This window comes from Bradyrhizobium yuanmingense, from assembly GCF_025200905.1.
GTDB lineage: Bacteria > Pseudomonadota > Alphaproteobacteria > Rhizobiales > Xanthobacteraceae > Bradyrhizobium > Bradyrhizobium yuanmingense.
This window is the reverse complement of the sequence record NZ_CP104173.1, coordinates 2,077,451-2,099,611: the sequence shown is the minus strand read 5'-3', so window position 1 is coordinate 2,099,611 and position 22,161 is coordinate 2,077,451. Positions and strand designations below refer to the sequence as shown.

23 protein-coding genes are annotated in these 22,161 nt (G+C 64.5%); 11 read left to right on the top strand and 12 right to left on the bottom strand.

From position 1 onward, the window contains the following. Window positions 1–4: 4 nt before the first annotated feature. The 5 genes from N2605_RS09875 to N2605_RS09855 form a co-directional block, all read right to left on the bottom strand. The gene (locus tag N2605_RS09875) at window positions 5–835 is read right to left on the bottom strand and encodes an ABC transporter ATP-binding protein (RefSeq protein WP_162131154.1); all 831 of its coding nucleotides are present in this window, start codon (window positions 833–835) and stop codon (window positions 5–7) included. Between the two features lie 14 nt (window positions 836–849). Next, window positions 850–1,842: an ABC transporter substrate-binding protein gene (locus N2605_RS09870; RefSeq protein ID WP_225184541.1), complete on the bottom strand. Its 993-nt coding sequence runs from the start codon at window positions 1,840–1,842 to the stop codon at window positions 850–852. Window positions 1,843–1,899: 57 nt separating this feature from the next. Then, a complete protein-coding gene (locus tag N2605_RS09865) occupies window positions 1,900–2,709 on the bottom strand; it encodes an ABC transporter permease (protein ID WP_036025834.1) in 810 nt (269 codons plus the stop codon). A 324-nt stretch (window positions 2,710–3,033) separates the two neighbouring features. Next, window positions 3,034–3,741, bottom strand: a complete 708-nt coding sequence (locus N2605_RS09860) for a TetR/AcrR family transcriptional regulator (RefSeq protein ID WP_192893462.1) — start codon at window positions 3,739–3,741, stop codon at window positions 3,034–3,036. 174 nt (window positions 3,742–3,915) lie between these two features. Continuing rightward, window positions 3,916–4,764, bottom strand: coding sequence for a VOC family protein (locus tag N2605_RS09855; RefSeq protein WP_260346468.1), 849 nt, complete (start codon window positions 4,762–4,764; stop codon window positions 3,916–3,918). A 211-nt stretch (window positions 4,765–4,975) separates the two neighbouring features. On the opposite strand from N2605_RS09855, the gene N2605_RS09850 reads away from it, so the two are divergent. Both N2605_RS09850 and N2605_RS09845 read left to right on the top strand, forming a co-directional pair. After that, window positions 4,976–5,869: a sugar kinase gene (locus N2605_RS09850; RefSeq protein ID WP_057027031.1), complete on the top strand. Its 894-nt coding sequence runs from the start codon at window positions 4,976–4,978 to the stop codon at window positions 5,867–5,869. 6 nt (window positions 5,870–5,875) lie between these two features. Then, complete coding sequence (locus N2605_RS09845) at window positions 5,876–6,784, top strand: ribokinase (protein WP_260346467.1); 909 nt, start codon at window positions 5,876–5,878, stop codon at window positions 6,782–6,784. 161 nt (window positions 6,785–6,945) lie between these two features. Here the strand turns inward: N2605_RS09845 and N2605_RS09840 are convergent, their stop codons facing one another. Then, window positions 6,946–8,163 carry an NAD(P)/FAD-dependent oxidoreductase gene (locus N2605_RS09840; RefSeq protein ID WP_036004678.1) on the bottom strand — a complete coding sequence of 406 codons (1,218 nt, stop codon included), beginning with the start codon at window positions 8,161–8,163 and terminating at the stop codon, window positions 6,946–6,948. A 227-nt stretch (window positions 8,164–8,390) separates the two neighbouring features. Here N2605_RS09840 and N2605_RS09835 point away from each other — a divergent pair, with 227 nt between their 5' ends. Continuing rightward, on the top strand, window positions 8,391–9,185 hold the full coding sequence (locus tag N2605_RS09835; RefSeq protein WP_260346466.1) for an enoyl-CoA hydratase/isomerase family protein: 795 nt from the start codon (window positions 8,391–8,393) through the stop codon (window positions 9,183–9,185). Between the two features lie 12 nt (window positions 9,186–9,197). Here N2605_RS09835 and N2605_RS09830 read toward each other — a convergent pair whose 3' ends face one another. After that, the gene (locus N2605_RS09830; protein WP_260346465.1) at window positions 9,198–10,910 is read right to left on the bottom strand and encodes an IlvD/Edd family dehydratase; all 1,713 of its coding nucleotides are present in this window, start codon (window positions 10,908–10,910) and stop codon (window positions 9,198–9,200) included. A gap of 220 nt (window positions 10,911–11,130) precedes the next feature. On the opposite strand from N2605_RS09830, the gene N2605_RS36370 reads away from it, so the two are divergent. The 3 genes from N2605_RS36370 to N2605_RS09820 all read left to right on the top strand — a co-directional run bounded on the left by N2605_RS36370 (window position 11,131) and on the right by N2605_RS09820 (window position 13,428). Then, complete coding sequence (locus N2605_RS36370; RefSeq protein WP_311735366.1) at window positions 11,131–11,463, top strand: hypothetical protein; 333 nt, start codon at window positions 11,131–11,133, stop codon at window positions 11,461–11,463. Next, a complete protein-coding gene (locus N2605_RS09825) occupies window positions 11,421–12,056 on the top strand; it encodes a hypothetical protein (protein ID WP_311735365.1) in 636 nt (211 codons plus the stop codon). Before N2605_RS36370 ends, N2605_RS09825 begins: the two co-directional genes overlap by 43 nt. Window positions 12,057–12,534: 478 nt before the next feature. Further along, window positions 12,535–13,428 carry a hypothetical protein gene (locus tag N2605_RS09820; protein WP_311735364.1) on the top strand — a complete coding sequence of 298 codons (894 nt, stop codon included), beginning with the start codon at window positions 12,535–12,537 and terminating at the stop codon, window positions 13,426–13,428. 56 nt (window positions 13,429–13,484) lie between these two features. Here N2605_RS09820 and N2605_RS09815 read toward each other — a convergent pair whose 3' ends face one another. Together N2605_RS09815 and N2605_RS09810 are read right to left on the bottom strand one after the other, a co-directional pair. After that, window positions 13,485–13,898 (bottom strand): hypothetical protein, encoded by a 414-nt coding sequence (locus N2605_RS09815; protein ID WP_260346463.1) that lies wholly within the window; start codon window positions 13,896–13,898, stop codon window positions 13,485–13,487. Window positions 13,899–14,083: 185 nt separating this feature from the next. After that, on the bottom strand, window positions 14,084–15,220 hold the full coding sequence (locus N2605_RS09810; protein WP_311735363.1) for a LysR family transcriptional regulator: 1,137 nt from the start codon (window positions 15,218–15,220) through the stop codon (window positions 14,084–14,086). Between N2605_RS09810 and N2605_RS09805 the strand changes: the two genes are divergently transcribed. From N2605_RS09805 to N2605_RS09790, 4 genes are all read left to right on the top strand, one after another. Beyond that, window positions 15,128–15,940 (top strand): SDR family NAD(P)-dependent oxidoreductase, encoded by an 813-nt coding sequence (locus N2605_RS09805; protein ID WP_036004628.1) that lies wholly within the window; start codon window positions 15,128–15,130, stop codon window positions 15,938–15,940. The two genes, N2605_RS09810 and N2605_RS09805, sit on opposite strands and share 93 nt — an antisense overlap. Before the next feature lie 30 nt (window positions 15,941–15,970). After that, window positions 15,971–16,504, top strand: coding sequence for a YkgB family protein (locus N2605_RS09800; RefSeq protein ID WP_082641336.1), 534 nt, complete (start codon window positions 15,971–15,973; stop codon window positions 16,502–16,504). A 162-nt stretch (window positions 16,505–16,666) separates the two neighbouring features. Next, window positions 16,667–17,119 (top strand): carboxymuconolactone decarboxylase family protein, encoded by a 453-nt coding sequence (locus N2605_RS09795; protein ID WP_225155493.1) that lies wholly within the window; start codon window positions 16,667–16,669, stop codon window positions 17,117–17,119. 43 nt (window positions 17,120–17,162) lie between these two features. Beyond that, entirely contained in the window at window positions 17,163–17,573 is a 411-nt protein-coding gene (locus tag N2605_RS09790) for a cupin domain-containing protein (protein WP_057027025.1), read from the top strand. 7 nt (window positions 17,574–17,580) lie between these two features. Here N2605_RS09790 and N2605_RS09785 read toward each other — a convergent pair whose 3' ends face one another. Then, a complete protein-coding gene (locus tag N2605_RS09785; RefSeq protein WP_057027024.1) occupies window positions 17,581–18,405 on the bottom strand; it encodes an NAD-dependent epimerase/dehydratase family protein in 825 nt (274 codons plus the stop codon). A 90-nt stretch (window positions 18,406–18,495) separates the two neighbouring features. Between N2605_RS09785 and N2605_RS09780 the strand changes: the two genes are divergently transcribed. Then, entirely contained in the window at window positions 18,496–19,473 is a 978-nt protein-coding gene (locus N2605_RS09780; protein WP_260346462.1) for an SMP-30/gluconolactonase/LRE family protein, read from the top strand. 35 nt (window positions 19,474–19,508) lie between these two features. Here the strand turns inward: N2605_RS09780 and bla are convergent, their stop codons facing one another. Together bla and N2605_RS09770 are read right to left on the bottom strand one after the other, a co-directional pair. Next, window positions 19,509–20,390: a subclass B3 metallo-beta-lactamase gene (bla, locus tag N2605_RS09775; protein ID WP_260346461.1), complete on the bottom strand. Its 882-nt coding sequence runs from the start codon at window positions 20,388–20,390 to the stop codon at window positions 19,509–19,511. Window positions 20,391–20,513: 123 nt separating this feature from the next. Continuing rightward, window positions 20,514–21,944 carry an aldehyde dehydrogenase family protein gene (locus tag N2605_RS09770; protein WP_128263508.1) on the bottom strand — a complete coding sequence of 477 codons (1,431 nt, stop codon included), beginning with the start codon at window positions 21,942–21,944 and terminating at the stop codon, window positions 20,514–20,516. Between the last annotated feature and the right edge of the window lie 217 nt (window positions 21,945–22,161).

The window sequence follows — 22,161 nt, the reverse complement described above, 5'->3', positions numbered from 1 at the left end:
GGTTTCAGTCCAACGCCCCTTGCGAGAAGAAATGCTTGCGGATGCGCTGCACCAGCTCCGTAAACACCGGGTCGGCCATCGCGTCGAGCGAGCGCGGGCGCGGCAGCGGCACGTCGTAGATCGCGGCGATCGCGCCGGGGCGCTCGGTCATGACCAGCACGCGGTCGGCGAGGAACACGGCCTCCGGAATCGAATGCGTGATCAGGAGCACGGTCTTCTTCGTCTCGCGCTGGATCCGCATCAATTCGACATTCATGCGCTCGCGTGTCAGCGCGTCGAGCGCGCCGAACGGCTCGTCCATCAGCATGATCTTCGGATCGTGCACCAGCGCGCGGCAGATCGAGGCGCGCTGCTGCATGCCGCCGGAGAGCTGCCAGGGCAACTTCTTCTCGAAGCCTTCGAGGCCGACCAGCTTCAGCAGCGACTTGGCGCGGTCGAGATATTCCTGCCGCGGCAGCCGCTTCATGTCGATCGGCAGCATCACGTTGCCCAGGATGTTGCGCCAGGGCAGCAGCAGCGCGTTCTGGAACACGATGCCGACATTGCCGTGCGGCGTCGTCACCTTCTGGCCCTCGACCAGGATCTCGCCCGTGGTCGGCGCCAGCAGGCCCGAGATCAATTTGAGCAGCGTGGACTTGCCGCAGCCGCTTGGGCCGACCACGACGAAGAACTCGCCGTCATTGATGTGGAAGTCGAGCGGCCGCAGCGACGGCACATCGCCGTCGCGCGTCCGGTAGGTCTTCGACACGCCCGACAGCTTGATGCCCGACGCATCGCCGGCAGCCCGGTCGCTCACCAGTCTCAGATGAGCGGCCGACTGCGCGTTTTCACTCATGACCGTCGCAGGTTTCACGAGCCGCTCTTCGGCAGATAGTCGTTGGTGTAGAAGGCCTTCGGGTTCTCCTTGGCCTTGGCGTCTAGGCCGCCATATTCCACCAGCAGGTTGACGGTCTCGGTCATGTTCTGCTCGGTGACCTGGAACGGACGCTTGCCCTTGGTCTCCGCGGTCCGGTAGAGCGGGATGGTCAGCTCAAAACCCTGCGTCAGCGTGTCGATCTTGCCGCCCTTGGGGTTGGCATCGAGGATCGATTGCGCCGCCACCTTCGGCTCCTTCTCGGCAGCTTCGACCGCCTTGGTCGTCGCCGACATGAAGCGGCGGACGAGGTCCGCATTGGCCTTCACGTAGTCGGTGTTGGCGATGACGCCCGAGGAGACCATGTTGATGCCGTAGTCGGCGAACTTGATCGGATAGACATCCTTGCCGGTGGCGTCCTTGATCTTCATCGACTGGTCCATGACGTAGCCGAGCAACAGATCCGCCTGGCCGTTGATGACGGCGTTGAGCTTGGTCTGGCCGTCGCCGGCGACGGTCTTGAAGTCGCTTTCCTTCAGGCCGGTCTTCTTCAGGAACAGCGGCCAGATCTGCGTCATGGAATCGGCCGGCGTGATCGCCACCGTCTTGCCCTTGATGTCTTCAGGCTTCCTGATGTTCTTGTCGGCGAAGCCCATGGCGGACATCGGGCTCGTTTGCAGCAGCACGCCGGTTGCGACCACGGGCGCGCCCTTGATCGCGGCGCGCATCATGGTGGGGACGTCGACATAGCCGAAGTCCGCGGTCTTGGCGGCAACCGCCTGCGTGGTCGCAGCCGAGCCGCGGCCTTCCTGGATCTCGAGCTCGATGCCTTCGGCGGCGTAGATGCCCTTGGCCTTGCCGTAATAGAACGGCGCGTGCTCGCCATAGACGTACCAGTTCAGCATCAGCACGACCTTGTCGGCTGCCTGCGCCGGCATGGCTGCGAACGCCATCAGTGCTACGGATGCAGCTCCAATCAACCGCTTCATCGTTTCTCTCCCTTGCCGTTGGTTGCGTCGGCCGTTGGTGGCCGCTCGTTGCTTTAGTCAGGATGCAAAGATCACGTCCTCGCGCTGGCTGACATGCCAGGGAATGACCAGCTTCTCGATCCGGTCGACGATCCAGAACAGGACCACGCCGAGCAGCGCCAGGATCACCAGCGCCGCGAACATCGTCGGCAGGTCGAAAGTTCCGATCGAGCGCTGCATCACGTAGCCGATGCCGGAATTGGAGCCGACGAACTCGCCGACCACCGCGCCGACCACGGCTAGCGTCACCGACACTTTGAGGCCGGAGAAGATCGCCGGCAGCGCATGCGGCAGGTTCACCGCGCGGAACACCTGCAGGCGGCTGCCCTGCATGGCACGGGCGAGATCGACCATATCGGGATCGACCGATTTGAAGCCTTGCACCGCGGAGACCACGACCGGGAAGAAGCCGAGCAGGAACGCCGAGATCACCTTGGGAATGATGCCGAAGCCGAACCACACCACGAACAGCGGGGCGATCGCGATCTTCGGCACCGATTGCGAGAACACCAGCAGTGGATAGACGTAGCTCTCCACCGTCTTCGAGCCCGCGATCAACATCGCGACGGGAATGCCGAACAGCGCCGACAGCAGGAAGCCGCAGACGGTCGCATAGGTGGTCGGCCAGGACTGGCGCAGCAGCTCCGGCCATTCGGTGCGCAGCACGGCGACGACGTCGAGCGGCGCCGGTATCTGGTAGGCCGGGATTCTGAACAGCCGGATCGCGAGATCCCAGGCGACGACGATGAAGACCAGGAACAAGAACGGCCGAACCCAGGCTGCATTCAGCAGCTTGGAAACAGCGTTTTGCGGCTTCGGCTCGGCCAATTTTCACTCCCGGCAGTCTTCTTCATTATGGGGGAGAAATTAACCCGTTGGATAAATACTGTCCAGAGCTTTCCCTGTGACGTTTTGTGCTCGGGGTTCCGGGAGCTTTTGGGGACGGGACTATCGCCTTCCGTGTCCCGGACGCGCTGCAATGTAAGCGTTGCTGCGCTGCGTCCGGGGCACGGGGGCGGAGTGAGGTGCACGCCGCTTCCACGTGGTCATTGCGAGCGCAGCGAAGCAATCCAGGATCTTTCCGCGGAGACAGTCTGGATTGCTTCGCTGCGCTCGCAATGACGGAGCAAGGCGCCCCATCATGGCTACGAGCTACACCGCCTGCACGACCGCGGCGCGCGACTTCGGCGTCTTCGCGATCTCGAACAGCGCCGCGGATTGCCCCGTCAGCGCGGCCAGCACCAGGCCCACCATATGCGCCAACCGCTCGTCCTTGGCCTTCTTGTCCAGGAGATCGCGGCCGAAGATCACGCTCAGCGTTGCCGAATTGGAGAGATAGAAGAAGCTGAGCGCTGCGATCGAGATGTAGAGCTGCACGGGGTCGACCGCGACCTGGAAGTCGCCGCTGTCGACGCCGCGGCGCACAACGGTGCGGATCATCTCGACGAAGGGCGAATGCATGGACTTGACCTTGGTCGATTTCTTCAGGTGCTTGGCGCGCGCGAGGTTCTCGGTCTGCAGCAGCGACAGGAATTCGGGATTGCGCAGGAAGTAGTTCCAGGTGAACTCGATCAGGCGGCGGATCGCCTCGGGCGGATCGAGATGTTCGAGGTCCAGCCCGCGCTCCTCGCTGCGGATCTTGTCATAGGCGCCTTCGAGCACGGCGAGATAGAGCTCGTCCTTGTTGCCGACGTGATAGTACAGCATGCGCTTGTTGGCGCCGGCCTTGGCCGCGATGCGGTCGACGCGCGCGCCGGCAAGGCCATGGGCGGAAAACTCCTGCTTGGCGGCTTCGAGAATGCGCAGCCGCATCCCCTCGGGGTCGCGCTGCCATTTCAGAGTTCGCTTTGCCTTCGCCAAACCGGGTGCTCGCTGGGTGCCGACAAGACGCGTGTAGCACGCGAGCGTGAGTTTGAGAATGTTCGTCATTCCGGGGCGCGCCTCTTGGCGCGAGCCCGGAATCCATTGGGCGGCAGAGTCAGCCGCGAAATGGATTCCGGGTTCGATGCTACGCATCGCCCCGGAATGACAGAATCACTCCACCGGCTTCGGCGAACGCTCCAGCAGCACGGTCTGGATTCCGCAGGTGCCGTTGCGCACGGTCATGATGCGCGTCCCCGGCTTGCGGCCGGTGCGCACCTCGCTGACGTCGAGTCCGCTCGCGATCAGGCGGGCGCGGGTGGCGTCGATGTCGCCGACCCGCCAGCTCAGGCCCCAGAGCCGGTCATGCGCGGCATCGCCGCCCGCGACCGGGCGGCGCACCACCTCGACGATGAGATCGCCGCAGCGGAAGAACATCAACTGGCCCCAGTCCTGGTGCGAGCGGTCGAGCGCGAGATCAAGACCGAGCCGGGCGCCGTAGAGCGCGGCGGCGCGCTCGGAATCCTCCGTGGTGACGACGACATGGTCGAGCCCCTCGATCGGCGCGATGTCGGTCACGGCGGACTTCGGACGCTCGTCGGCCAGTTCCAGGAAGAACATGCGCACGCCGCGCGTCAGCTCGGTGGCGGCCCGCGTGCGCTTCCAGTGCAGCACGGCACCCGTGACGGCGTCGTTGCTTTCGACGTCCGCGACCGGATCGGGCCTCAGGGCCACCCGCTCCAGCCGGCGGTGCATCTTGCCGATGTCGGCGACACGAAAGCACAGGCTGGCGAGGATGCCTTCCTGGTTGCCGAGCAGTGCGCGCATACGGTCGGCGGTGACGCTGAAGCCGTGAGGGGCCATCAGCTCGATGGTCATGTTGTCGAGGGTGAACAGCACCCGGTCGGCGCCCTCGCCCGAGTTCTGCCAGGCTGGCGCGCGGGCGAGCAGCGTCTGATAGGCCGCCTTGGCCGCACCGATATCGCCTACGAGAACGACGATGTGATCGAGGCCGATGATCATTCTGCACCCTTTTTGTGGACGGGGAACCCCGGGAGCGAAAGACGGCGTTTGTCCGGGCTTGGCATGGGCCAGTGATGGTCGTATTCCCCCAAGATGCTGACCTCAAGCGCTTCGGGCGGCAGTTTTGCGAATAATTTCAGCGTCCCTCCGGAGCGGAACCGGTGCTAGAGTAATCCGCCGGCCGGGACCACAAGCGCATCACGGACAAGCAATGCAGGCTCTCTTCATCGGACAGACCTATATCGACGTCGTCTTCATCACCGACCACATGCCGACCGGCGACGAGAAGCACGTGGCGCGTGACTACGCGGTCTCCTTCGGCGGCAATGCGGTGACGGCGGCGTTCTGCTGCGCCAAACTCGGCATCGTGCCGGACCTGATCGCGACCGCAGCCAATGACTGGCTGGGGCGCATGTTCCAGGACATGTGCGCGAAGTACGGCATCTCGCTGCATGGGCGCAAGGTCAACCAGTCCTCGCTCTCCTTCATCATGCCCAAGGACGGCAAGCGCGCCATCGTCCGCTGCCGCGACGACGAGCACATCCACCCCTTTCCGATGCTCAATCTCGGCGGCTGCCGCGCGCTGCATGTCGACGGCCACCAGCCGGATGCCGCCATCCACTACGCCAAGGTGTGCCGCGAGGCCGGCATCCTGACCTCGCTCGACGGCGGCGGCCTGCGCACCAACACCCATGAGCTGCTCGAATTCATCGACGTCGCCATCGTCGCCGAGCGCCTGTGCGAGCAGATGGATCTGACGCCGGAGAAGATGCTCGACTATCTCAAGAGCCGCGGCTGCAAGATCGGCGGCGTCACCATGGGCGAGAAGGGCCTGTTCTGGTACGACGAAACCGGGACGGTGCAGGTGATGCCGGCGATGCCGATCCCGCGCGAGCGCGTGATCGACACCAACGGCGCTGGCGACGTCTTCCACGGCGCCTATGTCTATTCCTACCTCGCCCATCCCGGCAAAAGCTGGCGCGAGCATTTCGACTTTGCCCGCGCCGCCTCGACCTACAAGATCCAGCGCCTCGGCAACGAGGCCGGCTTGCCGACGCTGGTCGATATCGCCAAGGTCAGGCACGAGTTCGAGGTCAGGGTCTAGAAAGAGATGGGGCGGGTCTTCGTTGCCGGCAGCATCAACATGGATGTGGTGGCCACGGCCGATCGCCATCCGCGCGTCGGCGAGACCGTCGCCGGCCGCCAGGTCCTGTATTTCCCAGGCGGCAAGGGCGCGAACCAGGCGGTCGCGGCCTCGCGGTTAGGGGCGCGGACCACGCTGATCGGGCGGCTGGGCAGGGATTCGTTGGGCGCTGAGCTGAAGGCCTTTCTCGGCGACCAGGGCATCGACCTCGGCTATGTCGTGGAGACGGCCGAGGCGCACACCGGGACGGCCATCATCACGGTGGCCGAGGCCGACAACACCATCGTCGTCGTTCCCGGAGCGAACGGGCTGGTCGGCGCTGATGACGTCAGCGTCGTACCGCTGCTGAAGGGCGACGTCGCCGTCAGCCAGTTCGAGATTCCGCTGCCGACGATCGCTGCCTTCTTCCACCGCGCCCGCGCGGCGGGGGCAGTGACCGTGCTGAACCCGGCGCCGGCGCAGAAGATGCCGGGCGAGCTGCTGGCGCTGGTCGACATCCTCGTGCTGAACGAAACCGAGCTCGGCTTCCTCGCCGGCGTTGAGCTCTCCGAGAGCGACGCGGCCGGCCGCATCATCGATGTCGCGCGAAAACTTCAGGCGCGCGAGGACCAGACCATCTGCGTCACGCTCGGCAAGCGCGGCGTGCTCGCGCTCGCCGGGCACGAGGAGATCTCGGTGGCCGGCCGTGTGGTGAAGGCACTCGACACCACCGGCGCCGGCGACTGCTTCGTCGGCGCGCTCGCCGCGCAACTGGCCGAGGGCGCAGCCTTGCGCACGGCCCTCGTCTTCGCTAACGCCGCGGCCTCGATCAGCGTGCAGCGCATGGGCGCCGGCCCGTCGATGCCGACGGGGGCGGAAGTGGCGGCGATACTGTAGAGGCCTCTTCGCCTCTCCCCGCTTGCGGGGAGAGGTCGGAATTTGCGAGAGCAAATTCCGGGTGAGGGGGACTCTCCGCGAGTCCGACTGCCATCCTATGCGCGGAGAAAGCCCCTCACCCCAGCCCTCTCCCCGTAAGAACGGGGAGAGGGAGAAGAACTTCATGCCAGCGCGCTCTTGAGGTCGAAGCTCTCGTCCGCGGCCTGCTCCGGCGTGATGGAGCGGTCCATAGCCTGCAATCTCCGGCCAAACATGTGATCGCCGGCGCGGTTGATGGATTCGATTCCGAGCAGCTTGTCGCCGTGATAGCAGAACGCCGAGAATGCCTTCTTGGCGGGATCGCCGCGCAGCACGACGCGGTCGTAGCCGGTCGTCAGCCCCGCGATCTGGAGCTTGTCGTCGCCCTGATCGCTCCAGAACCAGGGATGGCTGTCGTACGGTTTCTTATCCCCGGTCAGCTTTGCTGCGAGGCAGCGGGCCTGATCGGTGGCGTTCTGCACCGATTCCAGCCGCAGCGATCCGCCGAAGCGCGGGCTTGCGAACAGCGCGCAATCGCCAATGGCCGAAATGTTGGGATCAGCCGTCGACAGATATTCATCGACGATGATGCCGGCGGCGACCGGCAGCCCTGCCTCGGCCGCGAGTTCGATGTTCGGCAGCACGCCGACGCCGACCACGACGAGGTCGGCCGGCAGATGCCGCCCGTCGCTCAAGGACACGCCGGTGACCTTGCCGGCCTCGGCTTCGATCGAGGTCGCCTGCACACCGAGATGGATACGGATGCCGGCCTCGCGGTGGCGCGCCTGAAAATATTCGGAGACCTCCGCCGTCACCGCCCGCGCCATCACACGCGGGGCGAGCTCGAGCACGTCGACCTCGAGGCCCTTGATGCGGGCGGTCGCGGCGAATTCGAGGCCGATGAAGCCGGCGCCGATGATCACGGCGCGCGTCTTCGACGGCATGATCGCGCGCAGCGCCTCGCTGTCATCGAGAATGCGCAGATATTTCACGTCGGGCAGATTGGCATTGGGCAGATCGAGCAGGCGATTGCGCGCGCCGGTCGCCAGCACGAGGTGCCAATAGTCCAGCGTCTCGCCGGATGCGAGATGCACCTTACGCGCGGCGCGGTCGATCGAGGCGGCGCGGCCGGCGATCAGCTCGATGCTCTGGTCCTGGTAAAACTTCTCAGGCCTGAACATCAGGCTCTCCGGGCCCGCGGAGCCCTTGATGTAGGCCTTGGACAGCGGCGGCCGCTGATAGGGCAGATGCGGCTCGTCATTGATCAGGCAGATGCGCTCGGCAAAGCCGGCCTGGCGCAGCGATGCCGCGATCTGGTAGCCGCCATGGCCGGCACCGACGATGATCACCGGGCCAGTCATCGGACAGCCCATTTCCGGAAGACACGAGCGTGACCCATGCCGCCTCCTCTCTCGCTGATTTTGCTTGCTGGCCTTGCGAGGAGCCGGCGCTCGTGTCCGTCCCTTGGCGAAAGCGGCTCCATTTGAGCCTATCGTTCCGCCCGGCGCAAGAGCGGTGGTTCGGGGATTGTCACCCCTGCCCTTCTGCGATTTAGTTCGAGCCTCGACCTCCTGCCGGAGAATTTAAGATGACCGCTCCCGTCTCAAAGCCCGACGATCCCGCCCTGCTCAAGGTCGACGGCCCGATCGCGACCATCACGCTGAACCGCCCTGCCGCATTCAACGCGATCGATCTTGCGATTGCGCAGAAGCTCGAGCAGCTCGCAACCTATATCGAAGGCGCCGACGACATCCGCGTCGTGGTGCTCGAAGGCGAAGGCCGCGCGTTCTGCGCCGGCGGCGACCTGCAGACGATCGGGGCCGCCGCCGAAGCCGGCACGGTGACTTCAGTCGTCGGCGAGCTATTGAAGCACTATCACGCCTTCATCGAGATCATCAGGCGCATGCCGAAGATCTCGCTGTCGAGCGTGCACGGCTCGGCCGCCGGCGCCGGCATGGGCCTCGCCTTCGTCACCGATCTCTGCATCGCCGCTGACGATGCCAAGTTCACGCCGGCCTATGCCAAGATCGGGGTGTCGCCGGACGGCGGCTCGACCGTCGGCATCGTCGGCACGGTCGGCTCCCGCCGGGCGCTGCAGATCTTTCTCGTCGAGGACAATTTCACCGCGCAACAGGCCTATGAATGGGGCTTGGTTGCCAAGACCGTCCCCGCGGCCGAGTTGAAGACCGCGACGCAAAAACTTGCCGAGCGTCTCGCGCAGAACCCGCCGGCTTCGATCGCCGGCACCAAGCAGCTGGTCTATCAGGCGGCGACCACGCCGGTGAAGCAGCAGCTCGATGCCGAGGAGCACAAGATCATCATGGCGATGAACACGGAAGCGTTCCGCACCGCCGTGAAGAAGTTCACGAGCAAGGGGAAGTAGCAAGGCGGTGGCTCAGCCCTTCGCGGGGCCCGTTCTCTGCATGAAGTCGAAATCGCAGCCCTCGTCGGCCTGCAGGATGGTCTCGTTGAACAGCCAGGCGTAGCCGCGCCGCGCCTCTTCCGGCGCGGCCACCGGCTTCAACGCAGCGCGGCGCCGCTCCAGCTCGGCGGCGTCAACCAAGAGCTCGATGCTGCGCTTGGCCACATCAAGGCGGATCATGTCGCCGTTCTCAACCAGCGCCAGCGGCCCGCCGACGGCGGATTCCGGGGTGATGTGCAGCACGATGGTGCCGAACGCGGTGCCGCTCATGCGCGCATCCGAGATGCGCACCATGTCCTTGATGCCGCCGCGCGCGAGCTTCTTCGGGATCGGCAGATAACCGGCTTCCGGCATGCCCGGCGCGCCCTTCGGGCCGGCGTTGCGCAGCACCAGCACGTCGTCGGCGTTGACGTCGAGATCGGGATCGTCGACCCGCAAGGTCATGTCCTCGACGGATTCGAACACGACGGCGCGCCCGGTGTGCTGCAGCAGCTTCGGGCTGGCGGCGGATTGCTTGATGACCGCGCCGCGCGGGGCGAGATTGCCGTGCAGGATGGCGAGGCCGCCCTCCTTCTTGATCGGATTATCACGCGGACGAATCGCATCCTGGCCTGGCACGTCCTCCGCATTCGCCGCGATCTCCCGCAACGTCTGGCCGCTGATGGTCTTGGCATCGAGGTCGACGAGATCGCCGAGCTGCGCCAGCAGCTTCGGCACGCCGCCGGCGTGGTGGAAGTGCTCCATATAATGCTCGCCGGACGGCTTGAGATCGACCAGCACCGGCACCTCGCGACCGATCTGGTCGAACGCTGCGAGATCGAGCCGGTGCGGCGAGCGATGCGCCATCGCGGTCAGATGGATCAAGCCGTTGGTCGAGCCGCCGATCGCCTGCAGCACGACTTGCGCGTTCTTGAACGAGGCCGGCGTCAACACGTCGCTCGGCTTCGGGCCCTTGGCCTTGGCCATCTCCGCGGCAACCTTGCCGCTGGCCTCGGCGAGACGGAAACGCTCGGCATGCGGCGCGGGAATCGTCGCGCTCATCGGCAGCGACAGGCCCATCGCCTCGATCATGCAGGCCATGGTCGAGGCCGTGCCCATCACCATGCAGGTGCCGACCGATGGCGCCAGCCGGCCGTTCACCGCCTCGATCTCGGCATCGTCCATATCGCCGGCGCGATATTTCGCCCAGAGGCGGCGGCAATCGGTGCAGGCCCCCAGCACCTCGCCCTTGTGATGACCGACCACCATCGGCCCGACGGGGATGACCACGGTCGGCAGGTCGGCGCTGATCGCGGCCATCACCTGCGCCGGCAGCGTCTTGTCGCAGCCGCCGATCACGATCACCGCATCCATCGGCTGGGCGCGGATCATCTCCTCGGTGTCTATCGCCATCAGATTGCGCAGGTACATCGAGGTCGGATGCGCAAAGCTCTCCGCGATCGAGATGGTCGGGAACACGAAGGGCATCGCGCCCGACAGCATCACGCCGCGCTTGGCGGCTTCGATGATGTCAGGGACGTTGCCGTGGCAGGGATTGTAGTCGCTATAGGTGTTGGTGATGCCGACGATCGGGCGCTCCAGCGCGTCGTCAGAATAGCCCATGGCCTTGATGAACGCCTTGCGCAGGAACAGCGAGAAACCGGCATCGCCATAGCTCGTCAGACCCTTGCGCAAGCCACTCGTCATCAGGTCGCTCCGTCCAGTTTGCCCCGGTGGTACCGCCTCGCCCCGTATTGTCAACAAGGCGCGCAAATGAACCCGGCGCGGCTCATCCGTCCCCGAGGACCATCGTCTGGTAGATCCTCCTCGATCGCACAACCGATTAACGACTTGTTAGAAGTCTCTAGCGCAAATGGTTCTCGAAATAAATAACAACCATGCCGGGTCCGTTGCCCGGAGAAATAGCATGAACGTACCCGGTGTCTTGATCGCAGCGGCTTTCGGCGCAGCTTTTTTTGCCGCCGAGTATGTGTGGTACTACCAGCCTGATTTCATCAACCCTGACGCCCTGATCAGCGCGCTCTCCACTGAACACATGAAAGCTCGCGCAGCCGTTCGACACGCGCTGATCGATCCAGGGACGGCCACATTCGGCGCGTTGCGTCAGTCGAGGCCGGCGCGGCGCGCTATGTTTGCGGCGGCGTCAAGGCAAGGGACAAGTCCGGACAGTTCATCGACGCCCCCTTCGTCTACAGCGTGGCCATCGATTTTGCCCGCATCGATGACGACGGACGCATGACGCATCAGCGTTCGGGATACCGGCCGTGCCCCACTGAGGACGACAAGGTCGCGCAACAGCGGCCGGCTCTGTCGCCCGGCGCGTCGGCGGTCGTCAAGACCGTCCAGAAGATTGCTCCCGACGTGCAGACGTCGATTGCGCCCGTCCTGACAGCGCCTGCGGCCTCGGCCGGGGGATCGTCGTCCGGCGGGACAATGGAGCAGCAGATCCGCGAGCTGGCCGGCCGGACCGTTCCGCCTGATGCCGCACCTGGGCAGGCAAATCCGCCCGCGAGGCGCGAGGCCGCCAAGGAAGGCGACTGGCGCGCCGATCGGCCTCCCACCGCCTGGCCTACATTCCCGCCGGACCACGCATTGGCGAAGCCAACCCGGAAGCGAACCCCCTCGGAAGCACTGGCCCTGGCGAAAGAGGTCGAGGACCGCTGGAAGCGGGCGGAATCATCGGGCGACATCTCCATGCGTCCTTCAGCGGACGACATCGACGAGGCCTGCCGCGCGCTGCTCACGATCGATTCAAAAGACGCCCAATATCCAAACGCGTGGGCTGCCTTTGCACGATTGCAGAAAATGAGCCGGGACATCGCCAGAGGTTGATTCGACGGCTTGACCGGCCCGGCGGTCGTCCTTTTCGCAGCCTCTTGCAGCCAGCGCGGTCGACAGCTCTGGCAGGTACGTGCGGTCGCCAAGCGCGAGCACCGCTCCATCGTCAACCGCACGCGATCCCGACTGGTCTCGCATGGTCGGTGCTGCCAGCTGGTCTGGTATCAATTGGGTCCTGGCCCCCTCGAATGCCGGCCAGGCCCGCCTCCCACCCAGCAACAGCCTTGGAGCTCAGTCCAGCTGCGACATTTGAACGCAACTAAGAATGAGTCGCAAGAATTGCATCGACGGCGATTGCGTGAAATCTTTTGCGAATGACTTGCATTTGCAGGGGGTCGGCGTATGTGCCCGAGACCTTCCGGCAATCAGCGGGTCTCGGCTTAGAGGTGATTTGTTCGTGTCTGGAATATTGAGCTTCCCGCGCGCCCTAGCGGCGGCAACGATCGTGGCCAGTCAGCTGGCGAGCTGCGCCTTGGCCATCGCCGACGACAAGCGGGGACGCACATCTGGTACGCCTCCCGCCCCGCTCAGTCACGCCGCCTCCAAGCCCGCGCAGAACCTGTCGTCAGCTCATTCAGACATCGACACCGAGCACATCTTCGGCTTCAGCATGGGCTCCGATATCGGCAAGCCCGGCGAAATGGAGGTCGAGTTCGAGAATGTCGGCGCATTCGGCAAGCGCTCCGGCACTTACGCAGCCTGGGCCAATCTCAATCAGGTCAAATATACGGTCTCGGACAACTTCCGGATCGCACCCGGATTTGCACTGACGGGACATCACATCAATGGCGTTCCGGGACTTGCCGATCATCGCGACGTCGCTTTCGGCGGGGTGGCGCTCGAACTGCGCTACAAGCTGCTCGATCGTACCGTCGCGCCCTTTGGGCTGACCCTCCATGCGCAGCCCGGCTGGAGCCGGATCGACGACGGCAGCGGCATGCACATCGCGCAATATGGCGCAGAGTTTGCCGCGCTGTTCGATCGCGAGCTGGTGAAGGACAGGTTGTTCGCCGCCTTCAACGTCTGGTACGGGACCGGCGGAACCCGCGAGACCCTGACCAATCTTTGGCGACACGATTCCGAGATGCAGCTCCAGGCCGCGATCTCCTACGCAGTGAATCCCGACCTCCTCTTCGGCCTCGGCGTACGCTACGCGCGGGCCTATGACGGCGGCGGCCTCGACCGCTTTTTGGGAGACGCCGTCTTTGCTGGCCCAACCTTCTCCTACAACATCTCGAAGGAGGTCGGCATCTCCGGCACCTGGCAGATGCAGGTTGCCGGCCAGGCGATCGGCGACGTTCGCAGCCTCAACCTCGATCAGTTCGAGCGGCACCAGGCGCTGCTGAGGATCAACCTGCATTTCTGACGCGCCGGCAAGTGATTCAGGGACGTCGCGCGCAGCGGCCTGATCACGATGACCGTTCAATACCGCCTGAGCAGCCCGCGATCGACACTGGCATCGCCATAATCGGCGCAGGCTCGTTTCGGGTTCCTGATCAACTCCGTCCGGACGCGCCTGAATGTCGTGGCGGCTGCGTCGGACACCTCGGGACGGAATTTACGGGGGTTGTAGCTCGCACCGTCGCGGGCCTGGATGGCGGCAGCATAGGCGTCGATCATGGCCATCGCCGCATCCGGGCTTCCGAGAAGCCGCGCGCCGAGCCGAACGCTGCCCGAGCCGTCGACCTCATAACCGTCGCATCGCTGCTCGAGCACCACCGATGCCGTGACGAGTTGGTCGAGGAACGTCGCCTCGGCCTCGCTGAGCGTTGCGGCTGGCGCCGGCACTGAGACGATCAGCGCGGAGAGTGAGACAATGGGCAGTTTGATCTTCATGCTCGGCCGATCTCTGGATCGATCAGGCGCGTCCCTGACTAACCACGACAAGGCCGTAAGGAACGCCTGATCGTTGAACAGCCTGCCGCCCCCCGCGATAGCGTTGATCTAGATCAATGGACGGAGGCGACCAGACCGAAGCTACGCGGCGCTCGCTGACGCACGGCCCATGACGGCCGCGCCCTCTATCGTTGCGGCGGCTGCTTCCGGGGTGCCGTGTCCCGCGGCATGTCGGCCAAGCGCGACCTCAGGCGCGGCACTGCGAAGTCGAGAAATGCTCGCAGCTTCGCCGGCATGAAGCGGTTGGGCGAGTAGACGAAGCTGACCGGCTGCGGCGGCGGTTGAAAGTCCTGCAGGAGCGCAACGAGCTCTCCAGACCTCAGCGCATCCGACGCCAGATAGGAGAACACGACGGTGATCCCGATGCCTGCGCGCGCGGCATCGATGGCCGATTCCAGATTGCTTGCAATGAAGCGCGACCGAACCGGCACTGCATACTCGGTCTGCCCTCGTTTGAATCTCCACGTGCCCGGCGATTGAAGCGGAGGATAGCTGATGCAGTCGTGGGCGGAGACATCATCGGGAGCCTTCGGCGTTCCCCGCAGCTTCAGATAGGACGGGCTGGCGCAGGCGACGCGGTGAATTTCCCCCACGCGCACGGCGATCAGGCCGCTGTCGGCGAGATCGCCGACACGAAGCGCGACGTCAATGTTCTCGTCCAGAAGGTTGAGCGTCCGGTCCTGCAAGATGAGCTGAACATCCACCTCCGGAAATGCCGCAAGAAACTCGGCAAGGATCGGCTGCAAGCATAGCCGACCGAGCGCGACCAGCGTCGTGATGCTGAGATCACCACGCGGCGTGGTGTATTCGCCGGAGGCAACGCGCTCGGCTTCGGTGAGATCGGCGAGAATTCGCTTGGCCGCGGCGATGTAGGAGCGACCGGCGTCCGTTGGGACGAGCGCGCGGCTCGAGCGATGAAACAGCTTGGTCTGGAGGTGCTCCTCGAGCTCCGAAACCTTCCGGCTCACCGTTGCCAACGGCATTTTCTGACGGCGCGCGGCGGCGGACAGGCTGCCCGCCTCCGCCACCGCCAGGACCACCGACATGCTTTCGAGACGATCCATGGGACACTTCCATATTCTGGAAGGAAAGGTCCCGATTTTGCCAGATACCCACCATTTCCGGAAGTGCCTATTCCTTTCCGCACCCAAACCGAAGGAGAGACGAAAATGACCCAGACCAGAACAGGCACTGCCCTCATCACCGGAGCTTCGACCGGAATCGGCGCGATCTACGCCGATCGCCTGGCGAAGCGCGGCCACGACCTCATCCTCGTTGCGCGCAACAGGCAGCGGCTCGCATCGCTCGCGCGCAGGCTCGGCAACGAAACTGGCCGCAAGGTGGAAACGGTGGAAGCCGATCTCACATCCCCTGCCGACCTCCGCCGCGTCGAGCAACTCATCAGAACCAACGGCGACATTTCGGTGCTGGTCAACAACGCCGGCGTCGGCGCCTCGGCCCCGCTGATCGATTCCGACATCGACAAGATGGAAGACATGATCCGTCTCAACGTCGGTGCACTGACGCGCCTGACCTACGCAGCGGTGCCCGGATTCATCGCCCGCGGCCACGGCACGATCATCAACATCGCTTCCATCGTCGCGATCGCGCCGGAGCTGCTCAACGGCGTCTACGGCGGCTCGAAAGCTTTCGTGCTCGCATTCACCCAGTCACTCGTTCACGAGCTCGCCGGGAAGGGCATCCGCATTCAGGCCGTGCTGCCGGGCGCCACTGCGACGGAGTTTTGGGACATCGCGGGCACGCCGGTTCACCAGCTTCCGGCAGAGATCGTCATGTCGGCCGACGACCTGGTCGACGCCGCCCTCGCCGGTCTCGACCTCGGCGAAGTCGTGACGATCCCGGCGCTGGCCGACAAGTCGGAGTGGGATCGCCACGAGAGCGCGCGGCTTGCCATGACGAACAAGCTCTCGAGCACTATTCCCGCCCCCCGCTACAACCTGCACACGCACGTGAATGCGTGAGCGAACAACCGGCATCAAACGGAGATCACCATGTCACGCATCATCAGCCAATCGTCCACCTTATCCATCGCCCTGCGCCGCACGATCAGTTGGCGCGAACAGTCTGAACGCCTGCTCGCTTACGCCGAACCGATCAGCCGGATCGGTCTCTACGCCTCGCTCGCAATCATCTACGCCTGGTTCGGCGGGATGAAATTCACCGACTACGAAGCACAGGGACTCGTACCCCTGGTCGAGAACAGTCCGCTGCTGCGATGGTTCTACACGCTGTTCTCGGTGCGCGGCTTCTCGACCTTCCTCGGCTTCGTCGAACTCAGCATCGGGCTCCTGATCGCGCTCCGCCTGTCCAGCCCGATCTACTCCGCGGCCGGCGGCCTGTTGTCGGCCGGGCTGTTCGTCACCACGCTGAGCTTCATGATCTCGACGCCCGGCGTCGTCGTGCCGGAGCTCGGGGTCCCCGCGATCACGGTCGCTCCGGGTCAGTTCCTGCTGAAGGACGTCGGCCTGCTCGCCGCTTCGTTCTGGGTGTTCACGGACTCGCTGAAGGCCGTCATCCGCAGGTGAGAGCTCAGCCACAGCGCAATAGCCGAACTCGAACAGGAGCCCCGCCATGAAAATACGATTCAACCTCGGCGGGGCTCACGCTGCTCGCGGTGTTCGCCATCGATAGCAGCGAGAAGGATCTGACCACTGCCATCCGGCAGAATCACCGTCAAGGAGAGAAACATGAGTAAGCGTCTCGACTACAACCAGATCGCGCCGGCAGGCATCAAGGCGCTCGGCGGCGTCTACGGCTACGTCCTGCAGAGCCGGCTTTCCGCCACACTGATCGAGCTGGTTTATCTGCGGATCTCTCAGATCAACAATTGCGCCTACTGCCTGGACATGCACACCCGCGACCTGCTCAAGAAGGGAGAAAAGGTCGAGAAGATTGCGCTGCTGCAGGCATGGCGCGAGGCCGGAAATCTCTTTGACGAACGCGAACAGGCTGCCCTGGCCTGGGCGGAGACGGTGACGCGGGTTGCCGAGACCGGCGTGCCCGACGAGGCATACCAGGCCGCACGCGTCGTGTTCGAAGAGCGTGAGCTCGTGGACCTCACGATCGCGATCAGCCTGATGAACGCCTACAACCGCATGGCCATCAGCTTTCGCGCAACCCCGGCGGCTGCCGCCGGCTGATGCTTCCCCCACAACATCCTGCACAACCCGAAAGGACATTCACATGACGAAACGTGGAATCGTGGTTGCGGCGGCGCTGATCGCCGCAATCAGCCTGGCTTCACTCTCGGCACGATCCGAAGAGCCACGACTGGGCGACATCAAGCGCACACATCTCATGAAGGAAGCGCTGAGTGCGCCCGGGCGCGAGGTCATCCAGGTTCGCGTCGACTTTCCTCCGGGCGTCGTTGCCGTCAGGCACAGCCACCCGGGCGAAGAGCTCGTCTATCTGATCGAAGGCGAGCTGGAATATCGGCTCGACGGCAGGCCGCCCGTCATCCTGAAAGCCGGGGACGTGCTGCTCATTCCTCACGGAGTGCATCACGCCGTGAAGAATGTCGGCAGCGGCAACGCCGCGGAGCTTGCGACCTACATTGTCGAGACCGGCAAGCCGCTGTTGACGCTCGGCCGGTGAACGATCTCTACCGCTTATTCCAGTCGATCACACGATCCGGATCAGCGTCGAACTCCATGCTGCAGAACGTGCCGCCCTGGAAATAGTCGCCGACCGGGTCCGGCTTCAGCTTGGCCTGCTCGGCCATGGCGTGCTCACGGAAATCTTCGGCGCGGCCGGTGGGGCGATAGCCGAATTCGTAGGCGCGATGGTTGTCCCACCAGGCGCGTTCGTTGAAGGAGGCGCCGTAGAATATCTCGAAATGGATGTCGGGATGCTCGAGCCCGATGCGGCAGAGCTGCACGAGATCGTCCGGCTTGAGCCAGATCGAGAGCCGGCGCTTGTCCAGCGGCATGTCGCCGAAATTGCCGATGCGCAGGCACGTCACCTTCATCCCATGCTTGTCGGCGTAGAGCGCGCCGACGGCCTCGCCGAACACCTTGCTGACGCCATAGCGGCCGTCGGGGCGCGGGGTAACGTCGGTGCCGATCTTGTGATGGCGCGGATAGAAGCCGACGGCGTGGTTCGACGAGGCGAACACCACGCGCTTGACGCCCTTGCGGTAGGCCGCCTCGAACAGGTTGTAGCCGCCGATGATGTTGGCCTGGAGGATCTGATCCCAGGTGCCTTCGACCGAATAACCGCCGAAATGCAGGATGCCGTCGACGCCCTCGCAGATCGCCTCGCATTGCGCGAGGTCGGCGAGGTCCGCGGCCTTGAATTTTTCATCGGGGCCGAGATCAGCCGGTGGCTTGATATCGGACAGTAGGAGATCCGGGTAGATCGGCGGCAACAGCTTCCGCAGGCTGGTGCCGATCCCGCCCGAAGCTCCCGTCATCAGAATACGCGGCATGTCGTCCCTCGCCGTTGGTGACCGAATTTGCGATCACGTGTCTCTAATGATAGCAGGATTGTCCAGAGGGAACGAAACGAGAGAACCGGCATGAATGAGGCATCGTCCCACACGGAGGAACGGCCAGGCTGGCGGCCGGCGACCTATTACCCCGATCCCGCGATCAAAGCGCTCGATCCCCGCTTCGAAAAATACTGGCTGAAACTGTCGGCGGTGGAGCGGCTGGCGACCGGCCTGCGCTGGGCCGAGGGGCCGGTGTGGTTCGGCGATGGGCGTTATCTCCTGTGCAGCGACATTCCGAACCAGCGCATCCTCAAGTGGGAGGAAGAGACCGGTGCGGTCAGCGTGTTCCGCAAGCCCTCGAATTTTGCCAACGGCAACACGCGAGACCGGCAGGGCCGGCTGATCACCTGCGAGCACGGCGGCCGGCGCGTGGTGCGCACCGAGTATGACGGCAGCATTACCGTGCTGATGGATCAATTCAACGGCAAGCGGTTGAACTCGCCGAACGATGTCGTTGTCAAATCGGACGGCTCGATCTGGTTCACCGATCCGACCTTCGGCCTGCTCGGCAATTACGAGGGCTACAAGGCCGAGCCCGAGATCGAGCCCAACGTCTACCGGCTCGATCCATCGACCGGCAAGGCGACGATCGTTGCCGAGGGTGTGCTCGGACCGAACGGGCTGTGCTTCTCTCCGGACGAGAAGATCCTCTATGTCGTGGAATCGCGGGGCGTTCCGAACAGAAAGATCCTCGCCTATGACGTCTCGCCCGAGGGCACCACGATCGCGAACAAGCGTATCCATATCGATGCCGGGCCGGGCACGCCCGACGGCATGCGCTGCGACATCGACGGCAATCTATGGTGCGGCTGGGGCATGGGCGATCCCGAGCTCGATGGCGTCGTGGTGTTCGCGCCCGACGGCGTCATGATCGGCCGCATCGCCCTGCCCGAGCGCTGCGCCAACGTCTGCTTCGGCGGCGTCAAGCGCAACCGCCTGTTCATGGCCGCGAGCCAGTCGATCTACGCGCTGTATGTGAACACGCAAGGTGCTGTGGGGGGATAGGTTTTACATACAGCGCGCCCAACCACCGACCGCCTCTATCCCTTCTTCTCCTGTACCGCCGCGGTCTGCTTGACGAGCGCCTCTTCGAACGCCTTTTCCAGCGATGCCGCATAGACCTTGAACTCGCCCGGGTCGACGGGTCCGCCGCCGGCGAGCTTGGCGCGCTTCTCGGCCATCTTGTACATCTCGGGATGAGGAGCCAGCAGGATGTCGACCTTCATGTCCTTGGCACGCGCAAAGGTCTTGCGATAGTCGTCAACGATGCCGGCATAGGTCGGCCTGCCGACAAGCCGGTTCAGCGCGACGGTGCCGCTGCAGAAGATCAACACCGAGCGTGTTGCATCGCCATCCTTCACCGAGAATGCCCAGCTGGTGCAGCCCGGCGAATGGCCGGGCGTCTCGCGCGCCGTTAGCGTGACGCTGCCGACCGCGACGGTCTCGCCCTCACGCACCGTGCGGTCGACTTTCACCGGCGGAAAGTCGAGCGCCTTCTCCTCCTGCGCACCCGGATAATAGCCGCCTTCGAGCAACGGCTTGTCGGCCTCGCCCGCGACCATCTGCGCGCCGCTCGCCCGCTTCAACTCGGCGAAGCCGCCGGTGTGGTCGATATGGGCGTGGGTGTTGATGAGATACTTGATGTCGCTGATCTTGAAGCCGAGCTTCTCGATGCTCGTCCTGATCTGCGACGTCGATTCCGGCATCACGGTATCGACCAGAATATGTCCCTGTGGCGATGTGATCAGGTAGGACGCGAGGCCGTTGGTGCCGACATAGTAGACGTTGTCGATGATCTTGAACGGCTCGGTCGGTTCGTTCCATTTCGCCCTGAGCGTGTTGAGCAGATCCTTCACCGTCTGGGCCTGCGCAGCGCCTGACAGCGCCAGCAGCGCAACGAATGCGATGATCAGTTTTCTCACGTTCCGTCCCTTTGCTTTTCTTGATTTGACGGGCTGTTGTCGCCGTAAAGCGGCTGGTCTCACAGCAAAGATGCCGGCTTCCCTGGAAGCCGGCATCCCCTCGCGGCGCAAGCGCCGTATCAACTACGCCGCGTTGAAGCCGGCGACGGCCTTCACTTCGAGGAAGTCCTCGAGGCCGAACTTGCCCCACTCGCGGCCGTTACCGGACTGCTTGTAGCCGCCGAACGGCGCGGTGCGGTCGTTGGGTACGCCCTGCAGGTTGACGTTGCCGGCGCGGATCTGGCGGCCGACGCGCTTGGCGTCCTCGACCGTCGGGCCGGTGACGTAACCGGCGAGGCCATAGGGCGTATCATTGGCGATCTTGACCGCGTCGGCCTCGTCCTTGGCGCCGATGATGGTCAGCACCGGCCCGAAGATCTCCTCGCGCGCGATCGTCATGTCAGGGGTGACGTCGGCGAAGATGGTCGGGCGGACATAGAAGCCCTTGTTGACGCCTTCGGGCAGGCCCGGGCCGCCGGCGACGAGCGTTGCGCCCTCGTCGATGCCCTTCTTGATCAGGCCCTGGATCTTGTCCCACTGGCCGCGATTGACGACCGGGCCGATGGTGGTGCCTTCGGCGCGGGGATCACCGGCCTTGGTCTTGTCGGCGACGGCCTTGGCGATCGCGGCGACTTCCTTCATCTTCGACAGCGGCACGATCATGCGCGAGGGCGCGTTGCAGGACTGGCCGGAATTGTTGAACATGTGCATCACGCCGCCGGTCACCGCCTTCGTGAGGTCGGCGCCTTCGAGGATGACGTTCGGCGACTTGCCGCCGAGCTCCTGGCTGACACGCTTCACCGTGGGCGCGGCGCGCTTCGCGACGTCGATGCCGGCGCGGGTCGAGCCGGTGAAGGAGATCATGTCGATATCAGGGTGCTCGCTCATGGCGGCGCCGACCTCGGGGCCGAGGCCGTTGACGAGGTTGAACACGCCCTTGGGCACGCCGGCTTCATGGAGGATCTCCGCGAAGATCAGCGCCGAGGTCGGCGTGAACTCAGATGGCTTCAGGATCATGGTGCAGCCGGCGGCGAGCGCGGGCGCGACCTTGCAGGCGATCTGGTTCAGCGGCCAGTTCCAGGGCGTGATCATGCCGACCACGCCGATCGGCTCGCGCAGCACCATGGCGGTGCCGACCGGCTCCTCGAAATGATAGTTCTTGAGCACGTCGAGCGTGGTCATGAGATGGCCGAGGCCGGCGCCGGCCTGCAGCTTCTCCGCCATCGGCAGCGGTGCGCCCATCTCGTCGGAGACGGCGGCGCCGATCTCCTTGAGGCGGCCCTTGTAGACCTCGATGACCTTGCTGAGCAGCGCGACGCGCTCTTCGCGGCTGGTCTGGGAGAAGGTCTCGAAAGCGCGCTTGGCGGCGGCAACCGCCTTGTCGACGTCGGCCTTGGAGCCTAGCGCAACCTCGTACATCGCCTCTTCCGTCGCCGGATTGATCACGGCGGTGGACTTCTTGACGGCGGGGTCGACCCAGGCGCCGTCGATGTAGAATTGCATGCGATTGACCATCGTTAACCTCTTCTTGGGGGCTTGGAGGGGGCGTTTCGGCAGGCATCCTTGCACGAAAGCGCCGGCAATTGAACCCGCCATATGCGGGGCCAGCGTTGCGGCGAGCGGAGGTTATATGAGCCGATGGCGGGAACGAGGCAAGGTGGACGACGGCGTCATTCCGGGGCGCGCATTAGCGCGAACCCGGAATCTCCAGATTCTGGGTTCGATGCTTCGC